We start from the raw sequence: 25,570 nt of genomic DNA, 5'->3' as shown, positions 1-25,570 counted from the left end.
TTAAGGGGGAACCATATTGAAATTAACGACGGCACAATTTAAAACTGATTTTTTAGCGGAAATCAAGACGCTGTATGCGACGGACTTATCAGATACCTCCGCGTTTGGCCAATTCGTCGCCTTGGGGCATTTGTTGCGGCGCTACGATGGCCCTAATTGGACGCGCACGTCGGAACGATATCGCCAAGATGATGTGAAGCAAGTCTATTACTTTTCGATTGAATTCTTGCCCGGGCGGTTGTTAAAATCCAACTTACTGAACTTAGGTTTAATGCAGCCAGTGCGCCAGGGGTTGCAAGAACTGGGTCTAGATTTGGAAAACATCAGCGCGGCCGAACCTGACCCGGGGCTAGGCAACGGCGGTTTGGGTCGTTTGGCGGCTTGCTATATGGATTCGATGGCCAGTCTAGGCTTAGCGGGTAATGGGAACGGCATTCGGTATCGCTACGGCTTGTTCAAGCAAGTCTTCATGAACGGCTACCAAGTTGAATTACCGGATGACTGGCTACGTAATGGCGATGTTTGGGAGATTCGCCGGGAAAATAAAGCGTGTCTAGTACGGTTTGGCGGGAATGTCTGGATGACCCCGCAAGCGGATGGCAGTTTGAAGCCAACGTATGAGCATACCGATGATGTGCTAGCTGTGCCGTATGATACCGGCATGGTCGGCGATCATAATGGCGTGACCAATACATTACGGCTGTGGTCGGCGGAATTACCGCCTAGTGCAGATCAGACGTACTATTCACAAGCCCAGCGTGACCGTATTGATGAGATTACCAAAGTCTTGTATCCCGATGATTCAAATTCGGCTGGTCAAGCGCTACGACTGCGGCAAGAATATTTCTTCTCGTCAGCCGGCGTCCAGAGTATCTTGCGGCATTATAGCTTACGGCATCACGGTGTCCGCGAACTGGGGCAAAAGATTGCCATTCATATTAATGATACGCATCCGACCCTAGTTATTCCGGAGCTGATGCGTTTATTGATGGATGACCACCATTGTAGTTGGGATGTTGCCTGGGAATTGACGCGCGAAGTGATGAGTTATACCAATCATACGATCATGCAAGAAGCCTTGGAGACTTGGCCAATTGACATGTTTAAAGGGTTACTGCCGCGGCTATATCAAATCGTGGTCGAAATCGATCGGCATTATCGGGCGGATAAGACCCCGATCTTTGGCGAAGCGTTGGTTAACCGCACCGCGCCATTAGGTAATGGTCAAGTACGGATGGCGTACTTGGCGGTGATCGGTAGCCATAGTGTCAACGGAGTCGCGCCATTGCATACAGAACTATTGAAGACCGATGTTTTACGCGATTTGTATGCCGTGTATCCAGAACGCTTCAATAATAAGACGAACGGGATTGCGACGCGGCGTTGGGTGCAGATTGCTAACGAGCCATTAGCGGCGTTAATTGATCAAAAGTTGGGTACTGAATGGCGTCACGAGCCGAGTCAGTTGAAGCTGTTGGGGGCTTATGCGACGGAACCGGCCTTTTTGAAGCAGTTAACGGCTGTGAAGACCAAGAATAAGCAAGCATTGGCCAAGTATATTCAGAGCGAGCTGGGGCTAACATTGCGGACCGATGCCATCTTTGATGTGCAGATTAAGCGCCTGCATGCTTACAAACGGCAACTCTTGCATGTCTTTGAGATTATTCGCGAGTATCTGGCGATTAAGGAACATCCAGCACAAGTCGAACCGCCGCGAGTACACATCTTTGGGGCTAAAGCTGCGCCTAGTTATCACTATGCCAAGTCGATTATTAAGCTGATCAATGCTTTGGCTGACTTGGTCAACCATGACCCAGATATTGGTGATCGCTTAAAAGTCGCGTTTATTCCTAATTATGGCGTTTCACTGGGTGAATTGATCATTCCAGCTGCGGATGTTAGCGAGCAGATTTCAACGGCCTCTAAGGAAGCGTCCGGTACGAGTAATATGAAATTAATGGCTAATGGCGCGTTATCGTTAGCAACGCGTGATGGGGCTAATATCGACATTATTCAGGCCGCCGGTGAGGCCAATGAATATCCGTTTGGCCTGAGCGCGAAAGCCGTGTACGGCTACTACGAACGTGGTGACTATCATGCCGCCGACTTTTATCAAGCTGATCCAGAATTAAAACGGGTCTTAGACACCTTGATCGATGGAACGATTCCCGGTGTCTCAACGGAAGGCCGCGAAATCTATGACTCATTATTACGGTACAATGATGAATTCTTTGTCTTGGCTGATTATGAAAGTTATATCCAGCAACAACGACAGATCAGTCATGATTTTCAAGATCAGCGGCAGTGGCAACAAAAAGCGTTAGCAAATATTGCTGCCGCGGGCGTCTTTTCAGCGGATTTAGCGGTCGCACGGTATGCGGATGATATCTGGCAAATGCCGCACACGCCGCTTAAAGCTTAAGGGGGCTTAGGCATGCAACTGGATTACGATTCTTTTCAATCGCAATGTAAGACCCCGTTTGGTGCCGTGCTGGTTAAGACGCCAGTGACGTTTACCTTACGCGTCCAGACGAGTGCCGCCGTACAAGCAGTTAAGCTCTGTATGGTGCACGATGGGCAGTGGGACGCGGAACAAGCGCTACCAATGACGGCGCAAACTGAGCGCTACACGACGACCTTTACACCGACGCAAACGGGGCTGTATTTCTACTATTTTCAAGTGCAAACGGCAACGGATACTATCTACTATGGCTGTGTCGATGGTGGCGCCGGTGGACCAGGCGTGCAATATGCCCAGCGTAATCAAGTCCAAATGTATCAGCTGACTATCTTAGCCAGTGTCGAACATCTACCACGGTGGTATCGCGAAGGCGTGGCTTATCAGATCTTTGCCGATCGATTCTATAACGGCAACCCGGACGGCCATGTGAATGCGCCTAAACCCAACAGTTTTCTATATGGTCGGTTGAGTGATCGGCCGTTGTATATTCGCGGCCCGCATCAAGAAATTATGCGCTGGGATTTCTTTGGCGGTAATTTAAAAGGAATTGAAGCGAAGATTCCCTATCTGAAAAAGCTAGGGGTCACGATTATTTATTTGACGCCGATCTTTCAGGCGACGAGTAATCATCGCTATGATACGGGGGATTACTTTAAGATTGATCCGGTCTTGGGTGACCTGACTGACTTTGATCATCTAGTCGCAGCCTTGCATCGCGCGGGTATGCGGCTGATCTTAGACGGGGTCTTCAATCACGTTGGTGTTGACTCCCGGTACTTTAATCGCAGTGGGCATTACGATACGGTCGGTGCCGCGCAGTCCCGGACGAGTCGTTATTACAATTGGTTCACCTTCATCAACTACCCGACAGAATATGACAGTTGGTGGGGGATTAGCGACTTACCGACTGTTGATAAGGAGAATCAAGACTATCGTGATTTTATTTTCGCGAAACCCGGTTCGGTGATTGATTATTGGACAGCACGTGGAGTGGATGGCTGGCGCTTAGATGTCGCCGATGAATTGCCGGATGACTTTATTGCCGGGATTCGCCGCGCCCTTGATCACTACCCAGATAAAGTCTTGATTGGCGAGGTCTGGGAAGATGCGTCACATAAGCTGGCTTATGGTGAACGGCGGCATTATCTAGAAGGTGGCGGTCTGCAAGCAGTCATGAATTACCCGCTACGCCGGCTGATTATCCACGTGTTAAACGGGACGCTGGCCCCAGTGGATTGGTGGCGGGAGCTGATGACATTAAAGGAGAATTATCCCGCCTCAACGTTTAATTATAATTTCAACAATATTGGTAGCCATGATACGCCGCGAATCTTGACGATGTTGCAAAACGACCGCCAACGGTTACAACTCGCGGTCGCGATGCTGATGACCTTGCCGGGTGTCCCGTGCTTGTATTACGGCGATGAAGCGAAGATGACGGGCGGCAAGGACCCGGATAATCGGGCCTACTTTCCGTGGGCCGGTGTTGATCAGACGCAACAGCAAGTGGTGCAACGCTGGGCTGTCTGGCGACAGAATCATCCATGGCTGAACGCGGCGGCATTTGTCCCGTTTTATTTGGGTGATTATGGGATTGGTTATGTCTTCTGGCAGGCAGAGCAACAAGTCTTGGTCGTGATTAATGTGACGACGATGGGACAAGTGCTCAAAGCGGCTGATCTGCATCTGGCTGGAATGCCAACCACATTGGCAACGGCGATTCAACAACGATTGGTTGGTCAAGAGCTAGCGGGGACACAAGTCCAACTTATTGAAAACTTTACATGAACTTTACAGAAATAAGATAGTTGGTGACGGGGTGAACCCGTATATTATAGTTGTACTTCTTAATCAGCACCCCGCGATTATGTCATTAAGAAGTATCCCCGTCGATCCTTAAGAGACGTAGAAGAGGTCGTGGCTTTCCTTGATTGGTCACGGCTTTTTTCTATGGCTTGCATTTATGAAAACGCTTGTAAGCCTTATTTTCATAGTCCACGGTGACCCGCGGTATAATTAGGACAGCTAGCTTGGTCATTGCCAAGCTAAGGACGATGAAAAATCTAGGGGGTAATTCGGTGTATCAAGCAGTGGTGTTTTTTGATTTAGACGGCACGTTAATGCAAGATGATAAAACGGTCGCTGCCAGTAGTATTCAAGCCATTCAGCAACTTAGAGTAAACCAGATCTTACCGGTTGTCGCAACGGGACGGAATGTCTTCGAAGTGATGCCGTTATTAAAGCAGACGGGAATTGATTCGATTGTGAGCGCTAATGGGAGTTACGTGCAGTATCAGGGGCAATTCTTATCGGCACATGAACTTGATAAAGGGCTGTTGCACGATGTCACGCACTTTGCCAATCGACGCGGTCAAGCGTTGGCTTACTATAATAACGCCGGTTTTGCGTTGAGCCATGCGGACGCCTTGACTGTCGATAATTTTGCCAGCTTAAAGCAAACGGCGGTGGTGGCGCCGAACTATTATCGTAATCATCATATCAACTTTATGTTAACGTTTGATCCGCGAGATGCTGAACAGTATCAGCAACGTTATCGCGGCCAATTGACGTTTGTCCGGAATAATCCGCGGGCGCTAGATACGATGGCCTGGGGTGTGACTAAAGCAACTGGGATTCGAGATATTTTAGTGAAGGCGGGGCTGACGCAGGTGCCAACTTACGCGTTTGGGGATCAATTAAACGATATTGAGATGTTCAAAATGGTGCAGACGCCAATCGCCATGGGCAATGGGAATCCCATCGTGAAGAAACTGGCAGCCTATGTGACCGATGACAATATGCATGATGGCATTCAGCATGGGTTACAGCATTTTGGATTGATCTAGCTTAAAAGTACTGCTCCAGTTGGTCTGGAACGTGGTGACCCATGAGCCGAAGCGTGATCTCACCAGCCGGGCTTGATCTAAACCGCAAAATCACGACTAAGATAAACGCCACTACTGAGCCAATGCTAGCCCACTCGGCGTTAATTTTGCGGTTTGAAAGTGAAACTGCTTGTAATTAGTATTTATCTGATAGGGTTAATCCAAATTAAATAAGCATCGGCAAAACTTGTACTTCAAAACCAAGTTTTGCCGATGCTTATTTTAGATTCAAGTGAAGAGCCGTAAATTTAAGCTAAAGTAGCGGCGTTCATCGCTTGCTTGATATTTGCTAAGGTCAACTGGGCCGTGTCGGTGAAGTTAATATCGGCAGCAGCTAATACTTTCGGATCACCAATGCCAATTGACGTTTCACCAGCGCCGTTGATGGATTGAACGCCGGCTGCGGCATCTTCAACCCCGATACATTGGGCGGGGTCTAAGTTTAAGATTTCGGCACCGCGGCGGAAGATTTCAGGATCGGGCTTGCCGTGTTTCAAGCTAGCGGGATCAACCGACTTGGTGAAGAAATCGCCTAAACCGAGATGTTTCAACACTAATGGCGAGTTCTTGGAAGCTGATGCCAATGATAATAGGTAACCTTGGGCCTTTAGATCATTGAGCAGTGCTTGAATGCCGGGCAAGATGTTGGCCGGACTCATTTGGCTAACGAGCTTCAAATAATTGTCGTTTTTTTCAGCGGCCAATGCGTTCTTTTCGTCAGCTGAAAAGTCGTTTTCTTTATGGTCACGCGCTAAGATTAGGTTTAATGAATCCATGCGACTGATGCCCTTTAAGGCGTCAGCTAGATCATCATCCCACTTGACGCCGACTTTATCGGCAACCTGATGCCAAGCTTGACTGTGGAACGTTGAGGTATCCGTGATGACCCCGTCTAAATCAAATACAAATCCTTTAATATCGTTAAATTGTGCCATAAATAAATCCTCCTAGTTCGTAACGTCCGCTACCGTGAGCGGCTTGTTAGCTTTTAATTGATACTGCTTACCTGCAATCGTAATCGGCTGCGCTTGATCAGCGGTGACACAGACTTTGCTATGAGTGATCGCAAAGTGGTAATGGGTGCCGCGGAAGGTGTGCTTGAACTTTAAGCCGTCCCATTGTTCTGGTAATTGTGGGTTGACTTGCAGTTGGTCGCCCAAGACGCTGACCCCGCCGAAGTTGCGCGTAGTCAGTAGGAGCGTGGCACACATGACGCCTAAGTGAATCCCTTCGGCCGTCGTTCCGCCTTGAATATCATAGTAATCTGAGAATAGCGCTTCTGAGAAGAGGGTCCAGGCTTGGTCATAGTTCTCATCCAATTGGTTCAAGACCGCATAGACAATCCGCGATAAGGTTGAACCGTGCGTCGTCCGTTCCAAGTAGTATTGAATATTATGAGTCAAATATTCTTTTGGTAACTTGTAGCCCAGCTTTTCAATTAGCTTTTGAACGGTTGGCACGTCAAAGTTATAAAAGGCCATTAACGCATCGGCTTGTTTGGCAACTTGATAGGCATCTGGCGTCTTACCTTCCGCCTTTAAGATTCGGTCCATCCGGGAAATATCACCGTACTTCTGGCGATAAGCACGGAAGTCTAAGGTCGGTAACTTAAAGTACCCTTCAAATTGCGCAATGATGCCGCTGCGATTGATTTCTAGTGTTAGCTTGTGACTAATATCATCCATCTTATTGAGCAATTGCCCATTAAAGTTAGCGGCACTGGCAGCTTTTTGATAGACGTCATTGGCCAAGTCGCCACGTAACTGATCAATGGTATCGAATAACCAGGCGACCATCATGTTGGTATACGCGTTGTTCTTCAAGCCGGGTTGCTTGGCATTCGGGTAGTTTTCATGGAATTCATCCGGACCCATCACGCCGGCAATACTGTAACGGCCGGTCTGGTCATCATAGGTCGCCTTACTAATCCAAAATTCAGCGATTGATAACAGCATTTCCATCCCGTATTGGCCGAGAAAAGCTTTATCTTGAGTGATGTGATAGTACATCCAGACGTTATACGCAATATCGAGTGAGACGTGGCGCTGCAAACGACTGTTGTCAGGGTCCCAAGTATCGGTAATCGGATTCAAATGCATGAATTGGGCTTGTTCGTCACCGGTTTGGGCCGATTGCCAAGGATACATGGCCCCGGCATAGCCAGCTTCCTGAGCATTCTGCCGGGCCGCAGCCAAGCGCCGGTAACGATACATCAATAGCTGCTTGGCTAACTTTGGCCGGTGCAAGCTGTAAAATGGCAAGATAAACATTTCATCCCAGAAGACATGACCACGATAGGCTTCACCGTGTAGGCCACGTGCCCCGACGGAAGCGTCTAATTGACCGCTTTCAATGGCCGCGGCGGACACGAAACTATGGAAGATATTGACGCGGGTCAGTCGCTGACTGGTAACGTCGCCACGAATCTTGATGTCGGCATCGTGCCAACAGTTATGCCAGTAATCGGTACTGCTCTTAACAGTGTCTTCAAAGTTGGCTTGTGCTAACTCATCGTTGATTGCGGGTAACGATTCGGGTGCATGATCATTGCTCGTGCGTAGGACGACGTTTTTATCAAAAGTGACCGTTTTTCCAGCTTGCACATTTAGTGACAACGTCTGCCGAACACTTTGGGCTTGATTAGTGACTTGGACATGTTTAGTCGTCTCAACGTCGGGACTGGTCAATTTAGCACCAATCGTATACGTGATCTGCGACGTTTTCGTCTGACCAGAGAGATAAGCCGTGTTCGTTTGTGATTCCAGTCCTAACGTTTGCAAATGATGCCGGTCAAAAACATTATACCGACTTACATTGCCATTGACAACGCTTCCATCGATATCGGCGTAGACTTGCAACGATCCCGAGAAATTCATCGGGGTGATCGTATAGCGAATGGCATAACGGTGCCAGTCGCGCATGTTGGCGAGTTTTTGAGATTGAACTTGCAGTAGGTGACCGGAAGCTAATTGGACGATCATCGAGATGGTTAAGATCCCAGTCTTGAGGTCTAAACTCCGATAAACGTCTTGAATATCGTGTTGATTAATGGTGAATGGGGGTTGGTGATCAACGCCAAAAGTCATGAATTGGGCGTTGGGGAGGTTAACTAAGTCTTCATTAACAACGGCATGGTCTTTAATCTGGGTGGTTTCTTGATCAAAAATTCCAGCCACATAGGTACCAGGGTAATTATTCTTGTCAGCGTGGGCTTCAACGTAGGCCCCACGTAAGCTAAAGTACCCGTTGCCCACGGTTAGCATGGCTTCTTGACCATTATTACGAACCCCGTCGTATTGACCATAGTAGTCCAGATGCCACTTGAGGTAGGTGGCCTTGGCTTTAACAGTGGCCGTTAAGCCGTCCTGTTCAACGGCGGCTTGACTAACGACGGGAATGTTGAGCATGTTCGTTAGTGCTAAGCCGACATCGATACGTTCGTAGTTGACGCCGACAATCGTATCAGAAAACGGATAATCGAGACCGTTTTCCAAGACCGCCGCGTCAAAATGTAAACCAGCTAAGCGAATTTTGATATTTTCAAGGTTTTCGCCGATGCCTTGCTGGGGATTATAAGCGATCATAAAATGCGCCGTGGCGGCCTGGTCCTCAGCCGGGTAATAAGCAATCGCCATTGCGTCGTTTTCAATTCTTAATCTAATCAGTTGCATTGATTGGTCCACCCCTTGTCTAAAATTAGTGCGACAAAACTAACTTATGAGGTTGTCCGACAGCCGGCTTGCTGGATAATTGGTCTGATGAATTTATGGCGGTTAGCTTAACTTACTGCTTGGACCAGACCGGTAGTCTCAGGATGCTTCGAACTAGGTTAAAGTGCCCTGAATTCAAGCCGGATGACCGGCACTGCCATTCTCATAAATTAGATAATACATAAGAAATAAAAAATTTAATTCTAGTTTAAGGTTAGTCCCTTTTAAAATGGTCTGCAAATAATGGTGTTGAAATTGACACGAACTTTAGCGAAAAGTGCGGTTAATTATTAAGGTGACTGAACGGGAAGTGAGCGAACGAAGTGCTTATGACAAGCCGTCGAAAAAAGAGCTTGGGATTGCCCCAAATTCATCGTTACTCGGTTACTCGTCATCAGGTTGCGGACCTAGCTCTAAATGGTCAATAGTCATGGCTTGGCGAACCTTGATGGCACTTGTCTGAAATTGTAAGATAACGGGATCGTGGTAATTCAGTGCCCGTTGAAAGGGGGTTAAGGCCTGCTGCCAACCGGATGGAAACTGAGAAGCACCCACTTCGGTTAGATGACCTTTGAGCATTAGTGAGGAATAAGTGGCTTGGTCGTAACAAAACAAAGTGGCTCGGTGACAGGCTTGGATGTTTTTAACGGTCGTCGTTTGTCGACTAGTATAGAAGAATAACCGGGTTAAGGTTCGTTCAGTGGCTAAGGGACTCAGGGCGACCGTCGTTGGAAAGCCGCTTGCATCAATGGTGGCGACGGTGAAGACGTCAGTAGTCGCAATCATTTGCGCGGCGCTTTGACGGGTCGTGTGTTGCATGGTTAGCACCTCTTTTTAGGATATAAGTATGCCGATTATTGTTGAAATTGTCAGCTGATATGCTCATTTGACGTTTGCCACGCTTGGAAGCCAAAAAGCATTCGAGGGTGGTCGATTATACTGATAAGCGCCTAAATTATCGGTGGTCACAAGGTTACTGGAAAAATGGCCATAAAAAAATCAGCTCTCACGGTGAATGCTCACAGCGTGAAAACTGATTAGTGGTTATATGATGGGCAGTCAGGGGATCGAACCCTGGACCCACGGATTAAGAGTCCGTTGCTCTGCCAGCTGAGCTAACTGCCCATAACTCAACAAAAAATATAATATCATGAATTCAGGGTTCTGACAATAGTTTTTCGAAACTTTTTTCAAAAAAGGTGAATTTCTGTGGAAAATCGGCACTTAATGATGCTGAAATTAGCAACGATATTTCCCGGGAAATACCGTTAACCCGCGGATTAGCAATCAAAGAAAGCTCTTAGTATTTGTGATATACTAAAACCAGTGCTGAAAAGAAACTTTTTTCGGCCACCTGACGCGGGTTGACCAACTAACACCCGCAACTACTCGAATCTTTAAAAATTGCAACTGTTTTCCCCTAAGGAGGAAGAATCGTTATGAAGAAAATTTTAGTCGTTGATGACGAAAAACCGATCTCAGATATTATGAAGTTTAATTTAACCAAAGAAGGTTATGAAGTGCATGTCGCTGCTGATGGTGAAGAAGCACTTCAAAAAGTTGATGAAGTTCATCCAGATTTAATCCTACTTGATCTGATGTTACCGAAGATGGATGGTCTAGAAGTAGCGCGTCAAGTACGCAAGAATTATGACATGCCAATCATTATGGTTACGGCCAAGGACTCAGAGTTAGATAAGGTCTTGGGGCTTGAATTAGGGGCCGATGATTATGTGACAAAGCCATTTTCTAACCGGGAATTGGTTGCTCGGGTCAAAGCTAACTTACGGCGGCAAGGCTCCGCAGCTGCCCAACCGGCCGAAGAAGAGACGAATTCTGACATCGAAATTGGTGATTTAGTCATTCATCCCGATGCTTACATGGTCTCAAAGCGCGGTGATAACATCGAACTGACACACCGTGAGTTTGAATTGCTTCATTACTTAGCGCAACATATCGGCCAAGTCATGACGCGTGAACACTTACTACAAACAGTGTGGGGGTATGATTACTTTGGTGATGTGCGGACCGTTGACGTGACGGTGCGGCGGTTACGTGAAAAAGTTGAAGATAATCCCAGCCATCCTAAATGGTTGGTCACACGGCGGGGTGTTGGCTACTATCTCCGCAATCCAGAAAATGAGTAGAGGGCATTGAACCGTGTTTAGATTTATTAAACGGAGAAACTTCTTTAAAACGATCAATTTTAAAATTGCGTTAGTGTTTGCGTTACTCCTATTAATTACGTTAGAAATCGTTGGGGCCGTCTTTGTGCGGCAACTTGAAACGGAGAACTTACGGCAATTTAAGAGTCAGGTCCAAATTCCGACTTATGTGGATAATTCCTTGGCAGAACAGCTGTCGACGAATGGAACCGTTAAGGCGAATGCGCAAATCAAGTCAATTCTGTCTGAAATTAACAATTCTAGCGTGGATGAGGTCCGCGTGGTCGACAGTAAAGGTACGATTCGGGGGACTAATGACGTCAATGATCAAGCAATCATTGGTCAAAAGACAACCGATCGTAACATTAAGAATGCAATTTATAATAATCGTTCTTATACGAAGAACACTTATGATACCCAAGATAATAGTCGTTACTATATTTCGATTGTACCGTTATATAATTCTAATTCGACCGGAAATAGTAATCAGCTAGTCGGCGTCTTGTATGTCCGGGCAAATATGAAGTCAGTCTACAATACGATCAATAGTATTATGGTGATCTTTGCTTCGGCATCACTGATTGCGATCGCGTTAGGACTGGTGATTGCTATTATCATTGCCCGGGCAATTACCCGACCGATTGAAGAAATGAAACAACAGACGCAACGAATTGCGCGTGGCGATTACGCGGGACAAGTGCGCGTTTATAGTGATGATGAATTGGGGCAATTAGCCGGTGCCATCAATAACTTGTCGATTCGGGTTGAAGAGGCCCAAGAATCGACTGAAGCGGAACGGCGACGGCTGGATAGTGTCCTGGCGCATATGAGTGATGGCGTTATCGCGACGGATCGGCGCGGTAATATTACGATTATTAATGAAACGGCGTCCGATTTTATGGATGTGACCGCTGAAAAAGCAATTGGCAGCTCGATTTTAGATATGCTTCAAATTCGGGATGACTATTCGTTACGGGATTTAATTGAAAATCAGGATGAACTCACGCTCGATTTCTCATCGAATGAACGAGATTTGATTTTGAACGCTTATTTCTCACTGATTCAACGGGAATCTGGCTTTATTAGCGGCTTGGTCTGTGTCTTGCACGACGTCACGGAACAGCAAAAGATTGATAATGATCGGAAGCAGTTCGTTTCTAACGTGTCGCATGAATTGCGGACACCCTTAACCAGTTTACGTAGTTATATTGAAGCGTTAAGCGATGGGGCGTGGAAAGATCCGGAAGTGGCGCCCGGCTTTTTAAAGGTGACCCAAGAAGAGACTGACCGGATGATTCGGATGATTAATGAGCTGCTAAGCTTGTCACGGATGGATTCTGGCACGACTAGAGTTGATATGGAACTTGTCAATATCAACGAGATGTTTAACTATGTCCTCAATCGCTTTGATATGATCTTGAAAAAAGACGATAATCCAGCCAAATACTACACGATTAAGCGTGAATTTACGAAACGGGACTTGTGGGTCGAAATCGATACCGATAAGTTTACCCAAGTGCTCGATAATATTATGAATAATGCGATTAAGTATTCCCCCGATGGCGGGGTGGTGACTTGTCGGCTTTTGGAGACGCATAATCAAGTCATCATTAGTATTAATGACCAAGGCTTAGGGATTCCACGGGCTGACTTGAATCACGTCTTTGATCGGTTCTTCCGGGTTGATAAAGCCCGTTCACGGGCACAAGGCGGGACTGGACTGGGCTTAGCGATTTCTAAGGAAGTTGTTCAAATGCTCGGTGGTCGTATCTGGGTCGATAGTGTTGAAGGCCAAGGCTCGACGTTCTATATTTCGTTGCCATATGAACCTTATGAAGAGGAGGATCTTTGGGATGATGATGCGAAGGCTTAGACGGCTAATTCTGCCGATCGGACTATCCCTATTGATTCTACTCAGTATTGGGTTGTCGATGTACATTTGGACGAATCCGTCGCGTTATGAACGGGAAAGTAAGGTCAGTACGGCCAGTTCCAATTCGACGATTGCGACGCGGACAATTGATGATGTTTATTTGCCGACCCAACTCGTGCATACGGATGCTAAGGGCAAGCAAACCTTACTGATTAATAAAAATGTCAGTCTGGTGACCCAATTCAAAGAACAAATTAGCAAATGGGACGCCCGGAGTATCTCGAAGGTCCGAGTCACATCGGCACGTAGCTATACGGCCCTGTTGAATGGTCAAGATTCGTATGTCTTGAACTTTCCGGATAGTGTGACGGTCAGCATGTTCAATACGATCTTCAGTCAGAACTTGCAAAGCTATCGAGCGGCGAAGTTCAGTCGCATCGTGATTCCCATCAATGATACGAGCCATGTTTATCTTTTAAATGATAGTCAGCATCAGATCTATAGTGTCCGCCTCAAGCGAAAGTCACTGACAAGAATGCAAAAGATCCTCGCCGCGGTTAGTGTCAAGTCGATTCCGGTCGTCATGACGTATCGGCATAATGCGACGTATTTGGACTACACTCAGCCAGTGAAGATGCAACAATATAGTTATCTGCTGAATAAACTGGCGGCGAGTCAATTGGCTAACCGGCTGTTAGATGCGGATGGCAACTCGTCTGTCACCGTCCATAATCGCAAGCACGAACAAGAATATACGACTGGTTCGTATAAACGCATGACGGTGAATACGAAACAAGGTACCGTTAAGTATGAAGACTATAGTGATGCCGGCAATCAGCGGCAGTTAACGTTAACGACGCAGCTGCGCAAGAGCTACAATCACTTGGTTAGCATTGGGGTGCCGATGGATAATATCCGTTACTACGGCTACGATACGACAAGTAACAGCGTGATTTATCGGAGTTATGTTGAAGGGTTCCCAATCTTCAACCAAACGGAAAATGGTGACGTGCGGGTACAAATGACGACCAACAGCTTGGAACGCTATTACTTCTCACTATATAGTCTGCAAGTCCCCGTTCCAACGACTGGGAAACAACAGTCGGTCACCTTGCCAAGTACGAGCACCGTTTTAAAGAAGTTAGTTGCGGCTGGTTATAAAGAAAACAAGTTGGGCAGTATTGAACTTGGCTACCACTGGTCGAAGAATACGTCGTCGAAATTAGTGATTGATCTCAATCCGACGTACTACGTCTATTACAATGGCGCTTGGCGGACATATACATCCATGCTGAGTGGTTCGTAAGGGGGACGCATAATGAATTTTCGTAGAATTGAATGGATCTTCCTGGTGGCCTTTGTCGTCCTAGATGTGTTCTTGGTCTACATGTTTGTGCAGACCAGTTCGAGCGATACGAGTACGAAGTCGGCGAATGATACAACGACGACCGTGATTCGTGAAATGCGCGATGACAATATCAGCTTTAGCGCGCCCAGTGGTAAGGAAAATAATGGGTACTATATCGCGGGGAATAACGACAGCGGGTTGAAATCGCACTTGAATCAGTTAACTGACCAATCGACACGCGTCTTGAGTAACGGTAAGATAACCAGCACGCTGCGGACGTCCGTAACGGTCGATCCGGAACATCCTGAAAAAACGTTAAATCAGTATGTTAAGTCAGCGACTAATGTGATTCACGGTGATGAATACGTGTATAGTGCGGAGTTATCTTCTAATAGCGATTACGTTTATGTGCAAAAAGTTGCGGATGGTAAGATTCTGACGGTGACTGGCCAGTTACACTTGACGATCAATAAGAACCATCAATTGATTGGTTATACGCAAGGCTATGTCAATAACGTCAAAACGTTGCGCGAAAAGGCGGTCACAATTAGTGAGAAGAAAGCCTTAGTGGCGTTGTACCAATATAATCAAGTCTCAAATGACTCGCGGATTGTGTGGGGTCGGTTGGGCTATTCACGCCTGCTGAAGCTAAAAGACAGTAGTGTGTATGTGCCAACTTGGGTCTTTGCGGTTCGTAGTAAAAATAGTTCCAATATCAGCTTACATCGGATCAATGCCTTTACCGGGGCTGCGATGAAGGCCAATACCGCTAACACGGCGACGAGTGAGACGACTGGCGATGTCGCCGCCGGGATGATTTGGAATGCTGAATAGTTAAAATAAGCGATTGCCCCACTAGAATGGTTGGCAATTGCTTTTTTGATAAGGCCATAACTTTCCATGCCGGTTCAAAGCGTGTATCATATATGGGGTAATGCGCACCGGTGGCCGGGAAAAATGGGTCGTCGATGGTAACGGGGAACGTTGATTTTTCAGAGATAGGAAGAACCTAAATAATGGTATTAAAATTAGCAACAGATCAAATGCAAGTGAGCGTCTTAGCGTCCGGTAGTACCGGCAACGTGACGTATATCGAAACACCGGAACATAAAGTCTTAGTCGATGCTGGCTTGAGCGGCAAGAAGATTGCTAATTTAATGACGTCGATCGGCCGTGATATCAATGAGGTTGACAGTTTATTTGTCACGCATGAGCATACCGATCATTGTCATTCCGCGGGTATCTTAGCGCGTAAATACGGCTTGGATGTCTATGCGAACCAAGGTACGTGGGATGCGATGGCCCATAAGATTGGTAAAGTGCCTGCCGAACTCTGTCACGTCTTTGATCCGAATACGACGTTGGGCTTAGGCGATCTAGATATTGAGTCCTTTAGTGTTTCTCATGATGCTGCCGAACCGCAATTTTATGAACTACACCATGCGGGCAAGTCCTTTGTGATCATTACCGATACCGGTTATGTTTCTGAACAGGTGGAAGGTGTGATTCGCGATGCGGACGGCTATTTATTTGAATGCAACCATGATTTAGAGATGTTGCGGATGGGCCGTTATCCTTGGCCACTCAAACAACGAATCTTGGGCGATGAGGGCCATTTGTCCAATGAAGATGGCGCTAATGCGTTAATGGACGTGATTGGCCGGCATACGAAGCGGATTTATCTGGGTCACCGGAGTCAGGATAATAATATGAAGACGTTGGCACATTTAACGGTCGCTTCAATGATGAAAGAACATGATTTTGGTGTTGAACATGATTTCCAACTCTATGATACCGAACCGGAAGCAGCCACGAAGTTAGTGACGCTATAATCACGATTTAATATTTCCACAATTGTTCAGTCATAGAAAAATCACACTTTTTAGCTAGAATAAGCTTAAAGCAATGAACATCAGTAGGGAGGGAACGCGTTTTAACGCGAAATTATGGCAAATAATTCATTAGTTAAAGTGGCGGTGACCGCACTTGTCGCCGGTTTGTTAGGTGGCGGGGTCGCTTATGGCGGGATTAATTACATGAGTAATAATAATGTCTCCACGTCTTCAACCAGTGTACCGACCGGCTCTAACAAGTCGGGCTCAACTTCAACGACCAATGTAAAAGTTAATGTGAGCTCGCAAGCAACGAAGGTCTTTAAGGATAATAAGGCCGCTGTCGTTTCCGTGATTAACTTGCAAAAGCAAAATACGTCTAGTGGCTGGAGTGGGATCTTAGGCGGCGATGACGGCTCATCGGATAGTGATGGGTCAAATTCAAATTCTGGGTCTTCTAGCAGTAACAGTAAGTTGCAGGAATATAGTGAAGGCTCTGGCTTGATCTATAAGAAGAGTGGTAGTGCTGCGTATATCGTGACGAATAATCACGTGGTAAGTGGCTCTAACGCGATTCGCGTCATTATGAGTGATGGCACCAAGCTCAGCGCTAAGTTAGTCGGGACCGATTCTGTGACCGACTTAGCCGTTTTAAAGATTAATGCGGCCAAGGTTTCTAAGATTGCCAGTTTCGGGAACTCGGATAGCATCGAAGTGGGTGAAAGTGCCTTAGCAATCGGGTCACCGTTAGGCTCTAACTACGCGACGACTTTGACGGAAGGGATTATTTCCGCTAAGAAACGGACGATTGCCACGACCAATACCTCCGGACAACAAACCGGTTATGCGACGGTTATCCAAACTGATGCCGCGATTAACCCTGGGAACTCTGGCGGACCGCTATTTAACTTAGCAGGTCAAGTCGTCGGGATTAATTCGATGAAGCTGTCATCCGATAGTTCTGGGACGAGCGTTGAAGGGATGGGCTTTGCAATTCCAAGTAATGAAGTTGTGAAGATCATCAATGAGTTAGTCAAGAACGGTGAAGTCGTTCGGCCAGCCTTAGGGGTTGCGACGTATAACTTGTCCAATATTCAAGCGAGTGATCGTAAATCAGTCTTGAAGCTGCCAACGAGTGTGACTAAAGGGGTCGTTATTATGAAGACCTATACGGGGTCACCGGCGAAGAAAGCTGGCTTGACGAAGTATGATGTTATTACCGAATTAGGTGGTAAGAAGATTACGAGTCTAGCAACGTTGCGGACGGCTTTATATGACCATCAGGTGAACGATACGGTTAGTGTGAAGTACTATCACAACGGGAAACTAAAGCGTACAACGATGAAGTTAACCGAAACTACCAAAGCGTTAACTAAACAATCCAATTAAATGATTAAGCTTTCATAAGAGCGCCGGAGCGGTAATGCCGTTCCGGCGCTTTTTGCGACCAAAATTGGAAAAACCGAAAATTCATCTTTCAAAAAAGCCTATTTAGACGATGAAACCGATATAATTATGAAAGAATCCGAACAAACTGAGTCGGTCATCCGGAAACCATTTTTTACCGATTTGATAGGCGGGGTAAAACTGTGGACAACTTCGGGGATAACTTTGATGGTCGCGGATGGAAATTTATGAACAGGCGCTAGCCCGGCAATTCTGGGTGTTTAAAAGTTATCCACAAGCGATCAAAAATGCTGTGGATTAAATTTTAGAAATTTATTTTAATCAAACTAGATTGTTGATATAATAGGGTTTGTAACCGGGAACTACGAACAAATGTTGCTGTTAATAACTGTGGATAAAGTGACGGGCTATTGACAAAACCGGTCAAAATAAATGTTGTGGCAAACATACGTTCAACACAACATGTAGCAAATTGAGTTATGCACCTGTGGATAACTTTGTTAATAACTTGTGTAAAGGTGGTTAATTATGAACATCAAAATTATCTGTGTCGGAAAATTAAAGGAAAAATATTTTAAACAGGGGATTGCAGAATATGCGAAACGCATGAGTAAATTTGCAAAATTCCAAATTGTCGAGGTTCCCGATGAAAAGGCCCCCGAGTCATTAAGTAACGCAGAGATGGCTAATGTCATGGATAAGGAAGGCCAGCGGATTCTGGAGAAGATCAAGGATCGCGACTATGTGTATGCGCTGGCGATTAAAGGTAAGGAACGAACCAGTGAAGAGTTCGCCGCCGAGATCGATAAGCTGACGACTTATGGGCATAGCGATATTGACTTTGTCATTGGTGGCTCATTAGGGTTGGCACCAGAAGTCTTACAACGGGCAGATACGCAGATTTCGTTTGGACGGTTTACGTTGCCCCATCAGTTGATGCGGTTGGTGTTGTCGGAGCAGGTTTATCGGGCGTTTATGATTAATATTGGGTCTCCGTATCACAAGTGACGTTATTTTTACTGCATGCTCTGATTATAGACAGAGTCTGGGACAGACATTCATGTGTTGTCGAACACCCAAAAATATGAAAACGGCGATCACTAACCTTTTTGATGATAGAATATCATTGAAGGATTAGTGGTCGCCGTTTTATTGGTACTTCTCAGAACTACCGTTTTTGATGTGAACTGGGAGTTTTGTCCCAGACTCATTTCACTTTTTGAGGGCTAGTTATGTCACAGGTCCTTTTTCTTGTCGGATGAAGTTAAAAGAGGCTGTATTGATCACTACCCTTGAAGAAGTCAGCGATTAGTTTCTGTAAGTTGATCAGCATATACAATTTTTCTACTATCAAGGATTAGCCTAATTGTTTCGCCTGTTGGTTCAAAGCCGATATCGTGCCACTCTACCTATAAATACTTTAAGTAGGGTATTTAGTATGGTAAGCGCTTTTTTTACAATGGGATAGTCTTTTCGTTGTAATAATTCACTGTATTTCGAAATTAGCGGTAAAACGGGTGACCATTAATAAATGAGATAGTTAAGTACAGGTAGGCAATAAGCTGCATGAGGCTGCAGAAGTTTGCAGTGAGCTGGTGATATTGAACTTCCCAGCATTTGTTATGTTAGTTTGACGTTTAGCCAGTTTAGTGAGTTTACGTTAGCTGTCTAGTAATATAGTTATTGTGAAATCAGCTTCGTATATTGTGGAAAATACAAACGACACGGCTTCTTTACAGCATGAAATTCTAATAGTATATTGTAACCTATAAAGTGAAGGAAAGGGAATGGATATGAGTTGAGTAAAGAATATGGACTTAACGAATTTGGATTAGGGTTTGCTAAGATGCAAAGTGAAGATAACATTTTAAGTGGACAGTATGCGATCTGGCGAAAGTTTTCTCAAGAACAGGTTAAAGGATTTTTTATGTTGTTTAGCGGTTTTGAAGATTACCTACCTTTTTTATCTGCAGGTGCTATCAGATTGTATCTGTTGTATGCAATCAAGTCTGGAAATGAAACGGGTGAGTCTTGGCCATCTATACAAACAATGGCTGAAAAATTAAAAACTACTGAACGTAGTATTAATTCGTGGAACAGTGACTTGCAAGACTTGGGATTAATTGTTAGGACTCATAATAAACATAAGAGCTCCAGTACTTTCCTGCAGCCGACATCAGATTACGTTTGGGACGTAAAGCAATCGAGTGCAAAAGGTGCGAGTGTGGAGGATTTAGTAGCTAAAGTGAAGAAAATGGCTGAATTTACGAATAACAGCATTGTTAGGATACTACACTTATTCCAATGGCGTAAAGGTAAAGATAGCAAGTATTCGGATCCTTATAATTTGTTAGTAATCGTTCTAAAACCCAATCTAAATTATAGAAAAGAAGATGCTGAAGATGTACCTGTAGTATATTGCTTTGCAACGATTGAACTTTCTGCAGGTGTAGGTCATCTTGGTAATGTTGCCGATGACTTTCCAAGTGAAACACCTTATTTCTGGTTCAATTCTTTGGAAAATGAAGATTTATTTTCGGAAAGTGCTGTTGAACCAGATGGGATAGCTGTAGGAACGATATTTGATCTGACTCAATTGACAGCGAGAAAGATAAATAGTAATGGAAAAAAGGTGTTTGATCTGATTAGGCATCTTAACAAAATATCTTTTGAAGATTTTAAGGAACATGTTCAGGAAGCTAAGTGGATTAGTGAATAAAAAAGGATAGCATCGGACGAATGCTACCCATGAAAGAAGGCGATACTCTTAGCAAACTTTTTGTACTAGTTTCTAACCTGGGCTATTGGAGTAGTCTTAAAATCAGAAACTAAATGGTTGATAATCGCAGGCCTAGATTTTATAACTTAAACACTATAATACAGTTTGAGTTTAGCATCGACCATAGAATAATTCAACTACAAAGAGGAGTTCTTAAGTGTAATTAAGAGAGCTTCTCTTTCTGTATACAATTATTTGTATATGGTGGATGCTGACAATAATAAAACTGTGAGTATAGAGTAATATATGCCTTAAAGACTCTCGTTGCGGCTCAGTTATAATTTTAACTAATTAACTTATACTGTTGATGCTCATTATATTTATTGGAGTACTCTTTAGTATATGATTAGCGGTGAAAATCTGTTTTTTATGAACAATTAGACACTGTATGAAAATGAAGTGTGGTAGAATTAACTAAGCAACTACGCCGCGGCATATAAGTATTTATCTGGCACTGGTTGACTTTATTTAGTGAAATTCTAAAAGGAGTGGCTGTATGGTTTTAGAAGTAAGTGATACTATTTTAAATAGTAGTAAAATTGTTAAAGAAGTTTTGGCATCTGGTAATGAGGAAGATTTGAATTCTATCCAGCAGTTGATTTCAGGCTTTGAAAATACTTCTGTTTTTAATTCACGGGGCCGTGTTAGAACTGAAGAAAATTTGAATAATGCCATGGTAGACATTGATATTGGTGATATTCAGATCTTCGTATGTAGTCATGGTGGAAATGATTATCGAGTTGTTTTTGATGCGGAAGCGCAAAGTGGCTTTATTTGCATTAAAAAAGCTACTTTGAATCAAGCAAAGCGCTATAATCATTTTATTTGGCGTATCTCTGGTGTGATCAATAGCGGTAAGAACCTTTTGGGACAAACAGTATTGTTTGGTAAAACCAATGATGCAAAAATTGAAAGTAATTCTGATGAAGAACTGACAAGAGAATTCTTTGGTGATCTTTACGATCAGTTGCATCAATTTTATGTTTTATCGTATGAGGTTCAAGAGGGTATTGTAAATGCGGAGTTACAAAAGTATGATGGCCATAAACAACTTTTAGGTGAAGTAGAAGTTTCTTCCGATATTGTTCAAGGAGATATGTCTATTGAACAGTTGACAATAAATACCTCTGATAGCCCTGATATGTCAGAAGTAGCCGAGAAAGATATTCCGTTGAAGTTGCGATCTGAAAAAAGAAATGACAATCCTGGGCCAAGTGATGAGGTAGAAAAAAATGACAATAAATAGATGAGGATTTGATTGATCTTGATAGAATCATTTAATGGAAAAAGGCTTAAAGAAGCCAGGTATTATAATTCGAAATCCATAACAAAACTTGCTCAAGATTTAGAGGTTTCAAAGCAAATGGTCTCAAAGTACGAAAACAATAAATCAAAGCCGGGTAGCGAAATCTTTTTTAGAATGATTCAAGTTTTGAAATTTCCTAAAGATTTTTTCTTAGATAGGGATAAGGTTGACATACAGAATGGGGGTACGTTTTATAGATCATTATTGACAAGTACTCAAAAACAGAAAGCACCATCTCGTATGCTTGCTGAAGCATCTACAATCTATAGAGATTATTTAGAGAAGTATGTTGAATTTCCAGAATTATCGAAGTTAAATAAAACTGATGATTTGGTGAATGTTGATTTAGATAGTAGTATTGGAGAAGTTGAACAGGTAGCACGATGGTTGAGAGTAAAATGGAATTTAGGTGAAAAGCCAATAAGTAATATGGTGAATCTGCTTGAGCAACACGGTTTTTTAGTAGTGATACTCCCTAAAAGAATGGAGAAAGTTGATGCGTTTGGATCATATCGAGATATAGACGATCGGAAACATTATACGATTCTTCTTGCTCCAGAAACTTCTTTTTTTAGAGAACAGTTCTCGGCAGCACATGAGTTAGGACATTGGTTGTTGCATGCAAATACTTGGGATCCACAAGAATTAACCAATAATGAGTATCGTAAAATGGAAAAACAAGCTAATAATTTTGCAGCGGCATTTTTATTACCGGAACATTCGTTTCGCCAAACAGTTAATTCCTATGATACATTGAATTCTATTTTCGAAAAAAAGAAATATTGGTTCGTAGCTGGTTCTGCTATCGTACATCGTATGAGGGAACTAGGAGTGATTAATGATAATCAATATATTAAGTACTATAAGCAAATTAGCTATCGTGGATATCGGAAACAAGAACCGTATGACAATGATTTTAAATTTAAGACACCCACAGCTTTAGAAATGGGTACAAAAATGATAGTTAATAATAAAGTTGTAAACGCTAATGATATACCTGACAATATTAGTCGTGAATATGGAGTGCGGTATCCTAATCAGATGCTTACAAATTTGGCCTCTTTACCAGATAATTATTTTGATCATACTGAGGGGAAAGTTGTGTCTCTCAGTATGAAACCATATAAATTTGAAAGATGATTTTTAGCGGTTATCAGTTAAAAAAATAAAGGGGGACGTCAAAATGAAGACGTTCCCTTTTATATGGTCATGAATATACATTGGAAGAAGGTTACTTAATGGTATGAGTCTCTGTACTCACAAATGGCGATTAAACATGGTACGGATCTCCTTATCACAAGTGATGCGGCTTTTCTTGGGATTAACCGCTAAGTGGGTAGTTACGGAAGCACATACCATAAGTACCAAAAATACGGTAAACATGAGCTTGGGACAAAACCCAAACTCTTTTTTGCATCTCCGAATATTTATATTCGAAACGTGCGATAAAAGACTGCTCCCTCCGCTTAGCTACGAAATACGAACGATTGAAAATGCACAATCATTCGTATTCCTAGGCTATGCTCGGTAGTAAACCGTCTTTTGTCCCACTCTCTTGTTTATGCTGCTCACATCACCGTGCTGTCTCCAGCTAAGTACCGCTCAAGCTTATGATCAATCACTTTCAGCTGTTCCTGCTTATCAGCAATCGAAGCGATGACTTGCTTGCGCTGTTTGCGCATTAATTCAATTCGTTGAGGTAAGCTGTTATCGCCTTCGCGTACTAAGGCCGTGTAGTGTTGCAATTCAACAATCGACATGCCAGCTTCTCGCAAATAATGTAAATTAGTTATCCAGTGTAGGTCTTCATCATTAAAGATCCGTTGATTATTTTCATTGCGCTTTTCTGGTGGTAATAAGCCACACTCTAAGTAATACCTAACTGTTCGAATAGTGACATTAGCGGCTTTCGCAAACTCACCGATCCGCATCAATTGATTATTGTCCATTTTTGCTTGACCTCCCGTTACGTTAGGCTGATATAGTAGGTCCATCATAACAGAAAAGGAAGCTATGAATATGACTATCAAGACATTAATTACTGGTGCTGATCGCGGGATGGGCTACGAATTAGCCCTAGAACTTGGTTTGAAAGGCCAGTATATCTATGTGGGTTCTAGGAATTTAGCTCGTGGACAGGCCGCGGTTACCCAGCTTGAGGCTGCGGGTGTTCAAGCTCAGGCAGTACAGTTAGACGTGACCGATCATGAGTCGATTATTGCCGCGAAAGCGAATATTACCACTAGTTTAGATATTCTAATCAATAATGCCGGTATTGCCGTTGATCATGAGGCTAAGCCGTCAGAACTGTCACTAGACGCAATTCGGCAAGATTTTAACGTGAATTATTTCGGCTTGATCGATGTCACGCAAGTCTTCTTACCACTTTTGAAGGCAGCACCGGCTGGCCGGATTATCAATATCTCCAGTGCAGTGGGGTCGTTGACGCTGGCCAGCGATACCAGTACTAGCATTCACAAGCTACAAGCATCTGGCTATCAGGCTTCTAAGTCAGCGGTCAATATGTTCACCATTAAACTCGCTGCTGAACTTGAAGGAACGCCTGTCACGGTAAACGCCGTCAATCCTGGTTGGGTAGACACCAGTTTTGGTGGTGGTGGCGGTAATCGGACCGTGCAAGTAGGGGTGGCGCGGACTGTGGAATTGGCCACTTCTGATGCGTTAACTGATTCTGGCACGTTTTCAGATATTGATGGTATCGTACCTTGGTAGCCTGCTCAAATTAAAATGAAAGTGATCTTATCGTGATTGTTTACGAGAAGATTACTTTTTTAAGCGTCGGATTATACCCGAAACCTAGCAGTTAGTTATCCGACTATTTATGTGGCTTTAATCCTTGGAAAATAATTTCAGTTCAGAATAATTGAAGAAAGGTGGCGTAGTGTGGAAACCTTGTTACAACTATTAGTGAATGAGCCGGAGTTGAGTGATTTTTATACGTCACTAGCGCCGAGTAGTCAGACACGATATCAACAGTGGCTTAATAAAGCTAGAAGTTTTGAAGATCAAGAAGCTCGTCTTTTGCATATTCAACATGAATTGAATAACGGTCATAGGCAGCTGAAAATCGGTAGTTATATGGGAGATGTACGAGCACCTAACCCGGAAAATGATGATGTGGTTTTGCGTGCAAGATTAATTGAAACTAGTGAACGATTGTCGCATCGACAAATGGCGATCTATGTCATCGCGCTGTGTCAGCATGTCGCCGCAGGTTTAGGATTTTCGGATGACTCAGTACTTCAGGAGACGATTACCATTAATGAACGTTGGCTAGCGGGTGAAATTACCTTCAAAGAAGCACGTGCTTATGCCGGAATCCCGATGAAATATAGTCGTGAGGTGTCGGATGAGGCTCATCGATTATTTTATCGAATGTTACATCAGGCGGCAGTTACTCCACATGTGAAACGCCATGCATTAATAGCATCTGATTTTGCTTTGGAAGCATTGCTGACGAGAACGGCACAACCGCAATCAGCAACTAAGGAGCGTACTTGGCAGTATGCACAATTGTTGAAAGTTGTTTAGAAAAACTTAATTCAGTAAAAATGATGAGAGATGCTGTTTATATAGTTTTTGTAAATTTTATGTCAGTTGTGTAAATGGAAATATGAATATCGTTTACTATGCTATATTAATTAGTGTTATTTCAATGATTATGGATGTCGTGTATAGTGTCACTTTCTTTGATTTTCTTAATTAGCCCAAATTGTCAAATCAAGTGCAACACTCAGTAAAGTAGTCCAGCCATGGAGTTATGCTTTAGCGCAGTTTCAGTTG

General features: G+C 44.0%; 19 protein-coding genes and 1 tRNA gene. 15 read left to right on the top strand and 5 right to left on the bottom strand.

The features are described 5' to 3' along the window. Positions 1-16 precede the first annotated feature (16 nt). From FFM80_RS06685 to FFM80_RS06675, 3 genes are all read left to right on the top strand, one after another. Entirely contained in the window at positions 17-2,422 is a 2,406-nt protein-coding gene (locus FFM80_RS06685; RefSeq protein ID WP_137640107.1) for a glycogen/starch/alpha-glucan phosphorylase, read from the top strand. Positions 2,423-2,434: 12 nt separating this feature from the next. Next, positions 2,435-4,249: a glycoside hydrolase family 13 protein gene (locus FFM80_RS06680; RefSeq protein ID WP_137640106.1), complete on the top strand. Its 1,815-nt coding sequence runs from the start codon at positions 2,435-2,437 to the stop codon at positions 4,247-4,249. A gap of 290 nt (positions 4,250-4,539) precedes the next feature. Next, positions 4,540-5,307: a Cof-type HAD-IIB family hydrolase gene (locus FFM80_RS06675; RefSeq protein ID WP_137640105.1), complete on the top strand. Its 768-nt coding sequence runs from the start codon at positions 4,540-4,542 to the stop codon at positions 5,305-5,307. A 287-nt stretch (positions 5,308-5,594) separates the two neighbouring features. Here FFM80_RS06675 and pgmB read toward each other — a convergent pair whose 3' ends face one another. From pgmB to FFM80_RS06655, 4 genes are all read right to left on the bottom strand, one after another. Further along, positions 5,595-6,281, bottom strand: coding sequence for a beta-phosphoglucomutase (pgmB, locus tag FFM80_RS06670; RefSeq protein ID WP_137640104.1), 687 nt, complete (start codon positions 6,279-6,281; stop codon positions 5,595-5,597). A gap of 12 nt (positions 6,282-6,293) precedes the next feature. Beyond that, entirely contained in the window at positions 6,294-9,017 is a 2,724-nt protein-coding gene (locus tag FFM80_RS06665) for a glycoside hydrolase family 65 protein (protein WP_137640103.1), read from the bottom strand. Between the two features lie 423 nt (positions 9,018-9,440). After that, positions 9,441-9,875, bottom strand: coding sequence for a pyridoxamine 5'-phosphate oxidase family protein (locus FFM80_RS06660; RefSeq protein ID WP_137640102.1), 435 nt, complete (start codon positions 9,873-9,875; stop codon positions 9,441-9,443). 233 nt (positions 9,876-10,108) lie between these two features. Continuing rightward, positions 10,109-10,181: transfer RNA gene (locus FFM80_RS06655), tRNA-Lys, on the bottom strand. Between the two features lie 314 nt (positions 10,182-10,495). On the opposite strand from FFM80_RS06655, the gene yycF reads away from it, so the two are divergent. From yycF to FFM80_RS06605, 10 genes are all read left to right on the top strand, one after another. After that, positions 10,496-11,203: a response regulator YycF gene (yycF, locus tag FFM80_RS06650; RefSeq protein WP_137634259.1), complete on the top strand. Its 708-nt coding sequence runs from the start codon at positions 10,496-10,498 to the stop codon at positions 11,201-11,203. Between the two features lie 13 nt (positions 11,204-11,216). Then, positions 11,217-13,094, top strand: coding sequence for a cell wall metabolism sensor histidine kinase WalK (gene walK / locus FFM80_RS06645; RefSeq protein WP_137640101.1), 1,878 nt, complete (start codon positions 11,217-11,219; stop codon positions 13,092-13,094). Then, complete coding sequence (locus tag FFM80_RS06640) at positions 13,075-14,400, top strand: YycH family regulatory protein (RefSeq protein WP_137640100.1); 1,326 nt, start codon at positions 13,075-13,077, stop codon at positions 14,398-14,400. The genes walK and FFM80_RS06640 overlap by 20 nt, the downstream gene beginning before the upstream one ends. A 12-nt stretch (positions 14,401-14,412) precedes the next feature. Continuing rightward, the gene (locus FFM80_RS06635) at positions 14,413-15,276 is read left to right on the top strand and encodes a two-component system regulatory protein YycI (protein ID WP_137640099.1); all 864 of its coding nucleotides are present in this window, start codon (positions 14,413-14,415) and stop codon (positions 15,274-15,276) included. Positions 15,277-15,458: 182 nt separating this feature from the next. Beyond that, positions 15,459-16,274, top strand: a complete 816-nt coding sequence (locus tag FFM80_RS06630; RefSeq protein ID WP_137640098.1) for an MBL fold metallo-hydrolase — start codon at positions 15,459-15,461, stop codon at positions 16,272-16,274. Between the two features lie 114 nt (positions 16,275-16,388). Continuing rightward, positions 16,389-17,663: a S1C family serine protease gene (locus tag FFM80_RS06625; RefSeq protein ID WP_137640097.1), complete on the top strand. Its 1,275-nt coding sequence runs from the start codon at positions 16,389-16,391 to the stop codon at positions 17,661-17,663. A gap of 546 nt (positions 17,664-18,209) precedes the next feature. Further along, positions 18,210-18,689, top strand: coding sequence for a 23S rRNA (pseudouridine(1915)-N(3))-methyltransferase RlmH (rlmH, locus tag FFM80_RS06620; protein WP_137640096.1), 480 nt, complete (start codon positions 18,210-18,212; stop codon positions 18,687-18,689). 790 nt (positions 18,690-19,479) lie between these two features. Next, entirely contained in the window at positions 19,480-20,400 is a 921-nt protein-coding gene (locus FFM80_RS06615) for a helix-turn-helix domain-containing protein (RefSeq protein WP_137640095.1), read from the top strand. Between the two features lie 556 nt (positions 20,401-20,956). After that, positions 20,957-21,706 carry a hypothetical protein gene (locus FFM80_RS06610; protein ID WP_137640094.1) on the top strand — a complete coding sequence of 250 codons (750 nt, stop codon included), beginning with the start codon at positions 20,957-20,959 and terminating at the stop codon, positions 21,704-21,706. A gap of 18 nt (positions 21,707-21,724) precedes the next feature. After that, the gene (locus tag FFM80_RS06605) at positions 21,725-22,906 is read left to right on the top strand and encodes a helix-turn-helix domain-containing protein (RefSeq protein WP_171001050.1); all 1,182 of its coding nucleotides are present in this window, start codon (positions 21,725-21,727) and stop codon (positions 22,904-22,906) included. A 428-nt stretch (positions 22,907-23,334) separates the two neighbouring features. Here FFM80_RS06605 and FFM80_RS06600 read toward each other — a convergent pair whose 3' ends face one another. Then, the gene (locus tag FFM80_RS06600) at positions 23,335-23,715 is read right to left on the bottom strand and encodes a MerR family transcriptional regulator (RefSeq protein WP_171001049.1); all 381 of its coding nucleotides are present in this window, start codon (positions 23,713-23,715) and stop codon (positions 23,335-23,337) included. 70 nt (positions 23,716-23,785) lie between these two features. On the opposite strand from FFM80_RS06600, the gene FFM80_RS06595 reads away from it, so the two are divergent. Together FFM80_RS06595 and FFM80_RS06590 are read left to right on the top strand one after the other, a co-directional pair. Further along, the gene (locus FFM80_RS06595) at positions 23,786-24,499 is read left to right on the top strand and encodes an SDR family NAD(P)-dependent oxidoreductase (RefSeq protein WP_137640091.1); all 714 of its coding nucleotides are present in this window, start codon (positions 23,786-23,788) and stop codon (positions 24,497-24,499) included. 171 nt (positions 24,500-24,670) lie between these two features. After that, on the top strand, positions 24,671-25,318 hold the full coding sequence (locus tag FFM80_RS06590; RefSeq protein ID WP_137640090.1) for a putative immunity protein: 648 nt from the start codon (positions 24,671-24,673) through the stop codon (positions 25,316-25,318). Positions 25,319-25,570 lie beyond the last annotated feature (252 nt).

The organism is Lactiplantibacillus dongliensis, from assembly GCF_005405105.1.
Taxonomy (GTDB): domain Bacteria; phylum Bacillota; class Bacilli; order Lactobacillales; family Lactobacillaceae; genus Lactiplantibacillus; species Lactiplantibacillus dongliensis.
The sequence above is the reverse complement of the archived record's forward strand: the minus strand, read 5'-3'. Positions and strand labels throughout refer to the sequence as shown.

Bases quoted from the DNA above. Each gene is read 5' to 3' on its own strand.
- FFM80_RS06680 (WP_137640106.1), top strand. From the start codon at position 2,435: ATGCAACTGGATTACGATTCTTTTCAATCGCAATGTAAGACCCCGTTT.
- pgmB (WP_137640104.1), bottom strand. From the start codon at position 6,281: ATGGCACAATTTAACGATATTAAAGGATTTGTATTTGATTTAGACGGG.
- FFM80_RS06665 (WP_137640103.1), bottom strand. From the start codon at position 9,017: ATGCAACTGATTAGATTAAGAATTGAAAACGACGCAATGGCGATTGCT.
- FFM80_RS06660 (WP_137640102.1), bottom strand. From the start codon at position 9,875: ATGCAACACACGACCCGTCAAAGCGCCGCGCAAATGATTGCGACTACT.
- yycF (WP_137634259.1), top strand. From the start codon at position 10,496: ATGAAGAAAATTTTAGTCGTTGATGACGAAAAACCGATCTCAGATATT.
- FFM80_RS06640 (WP_137640100.1), top strand. From the start codon at position 13,075: ATGATGATGCGAAGGCTTAGACGGCTAATTCTGCCGATCGGACTATCC.
- FFM80_RS06635 (WP_137640099.1), top strand. From the start codon at position 14,413: ATGAATTTTCGTAGAATTGAATGGATCTTCCTGGTGGCCTTTGTCGTC.
- FFM80_RS06630 (WP_137640098.1), top strand. From the start codon at position 15,459: ATGGTATTAAAATTAGCAACAGATCAAATGCAAGTGAGCGTCTTAGCG.
- FFM80_RS06625 (WP_137640097.1), top strand. From the start codon at position 16,389: ATGGCAAATAATTCATTAGTTAAAGTGGCGGTGACCGCACTTGTCGCC.
- rlmH (WP_137640096.1), top strand. From the start codon at position 18,210: ATGAACATCAAAATTATCTGTGTCGGAAAATTAAAGGAAAAATATTTT.
- FFM80_RS06610 (WP_137640094.1), top strand. From the start codon at position 20,957: ATGGTTTTAGAAGTAAGTGATACTATTTTAAATAGTAGTAAAATTGTT.
- FFM80_RS06600 (WP_171001049.1), bottom strand. From the start codon at position 23,715: ATGGACAATAATCAATTGATGCGGATCGGTGAGTTTGCGAAAGCCGCT.
- FFM80_RS06595 (WP_137640091.1), top strand. From the start codon at position 23,786: ATGACTATCAAGACATTAATTACTGGTGCTGATCGCGGGATGGGCTAC.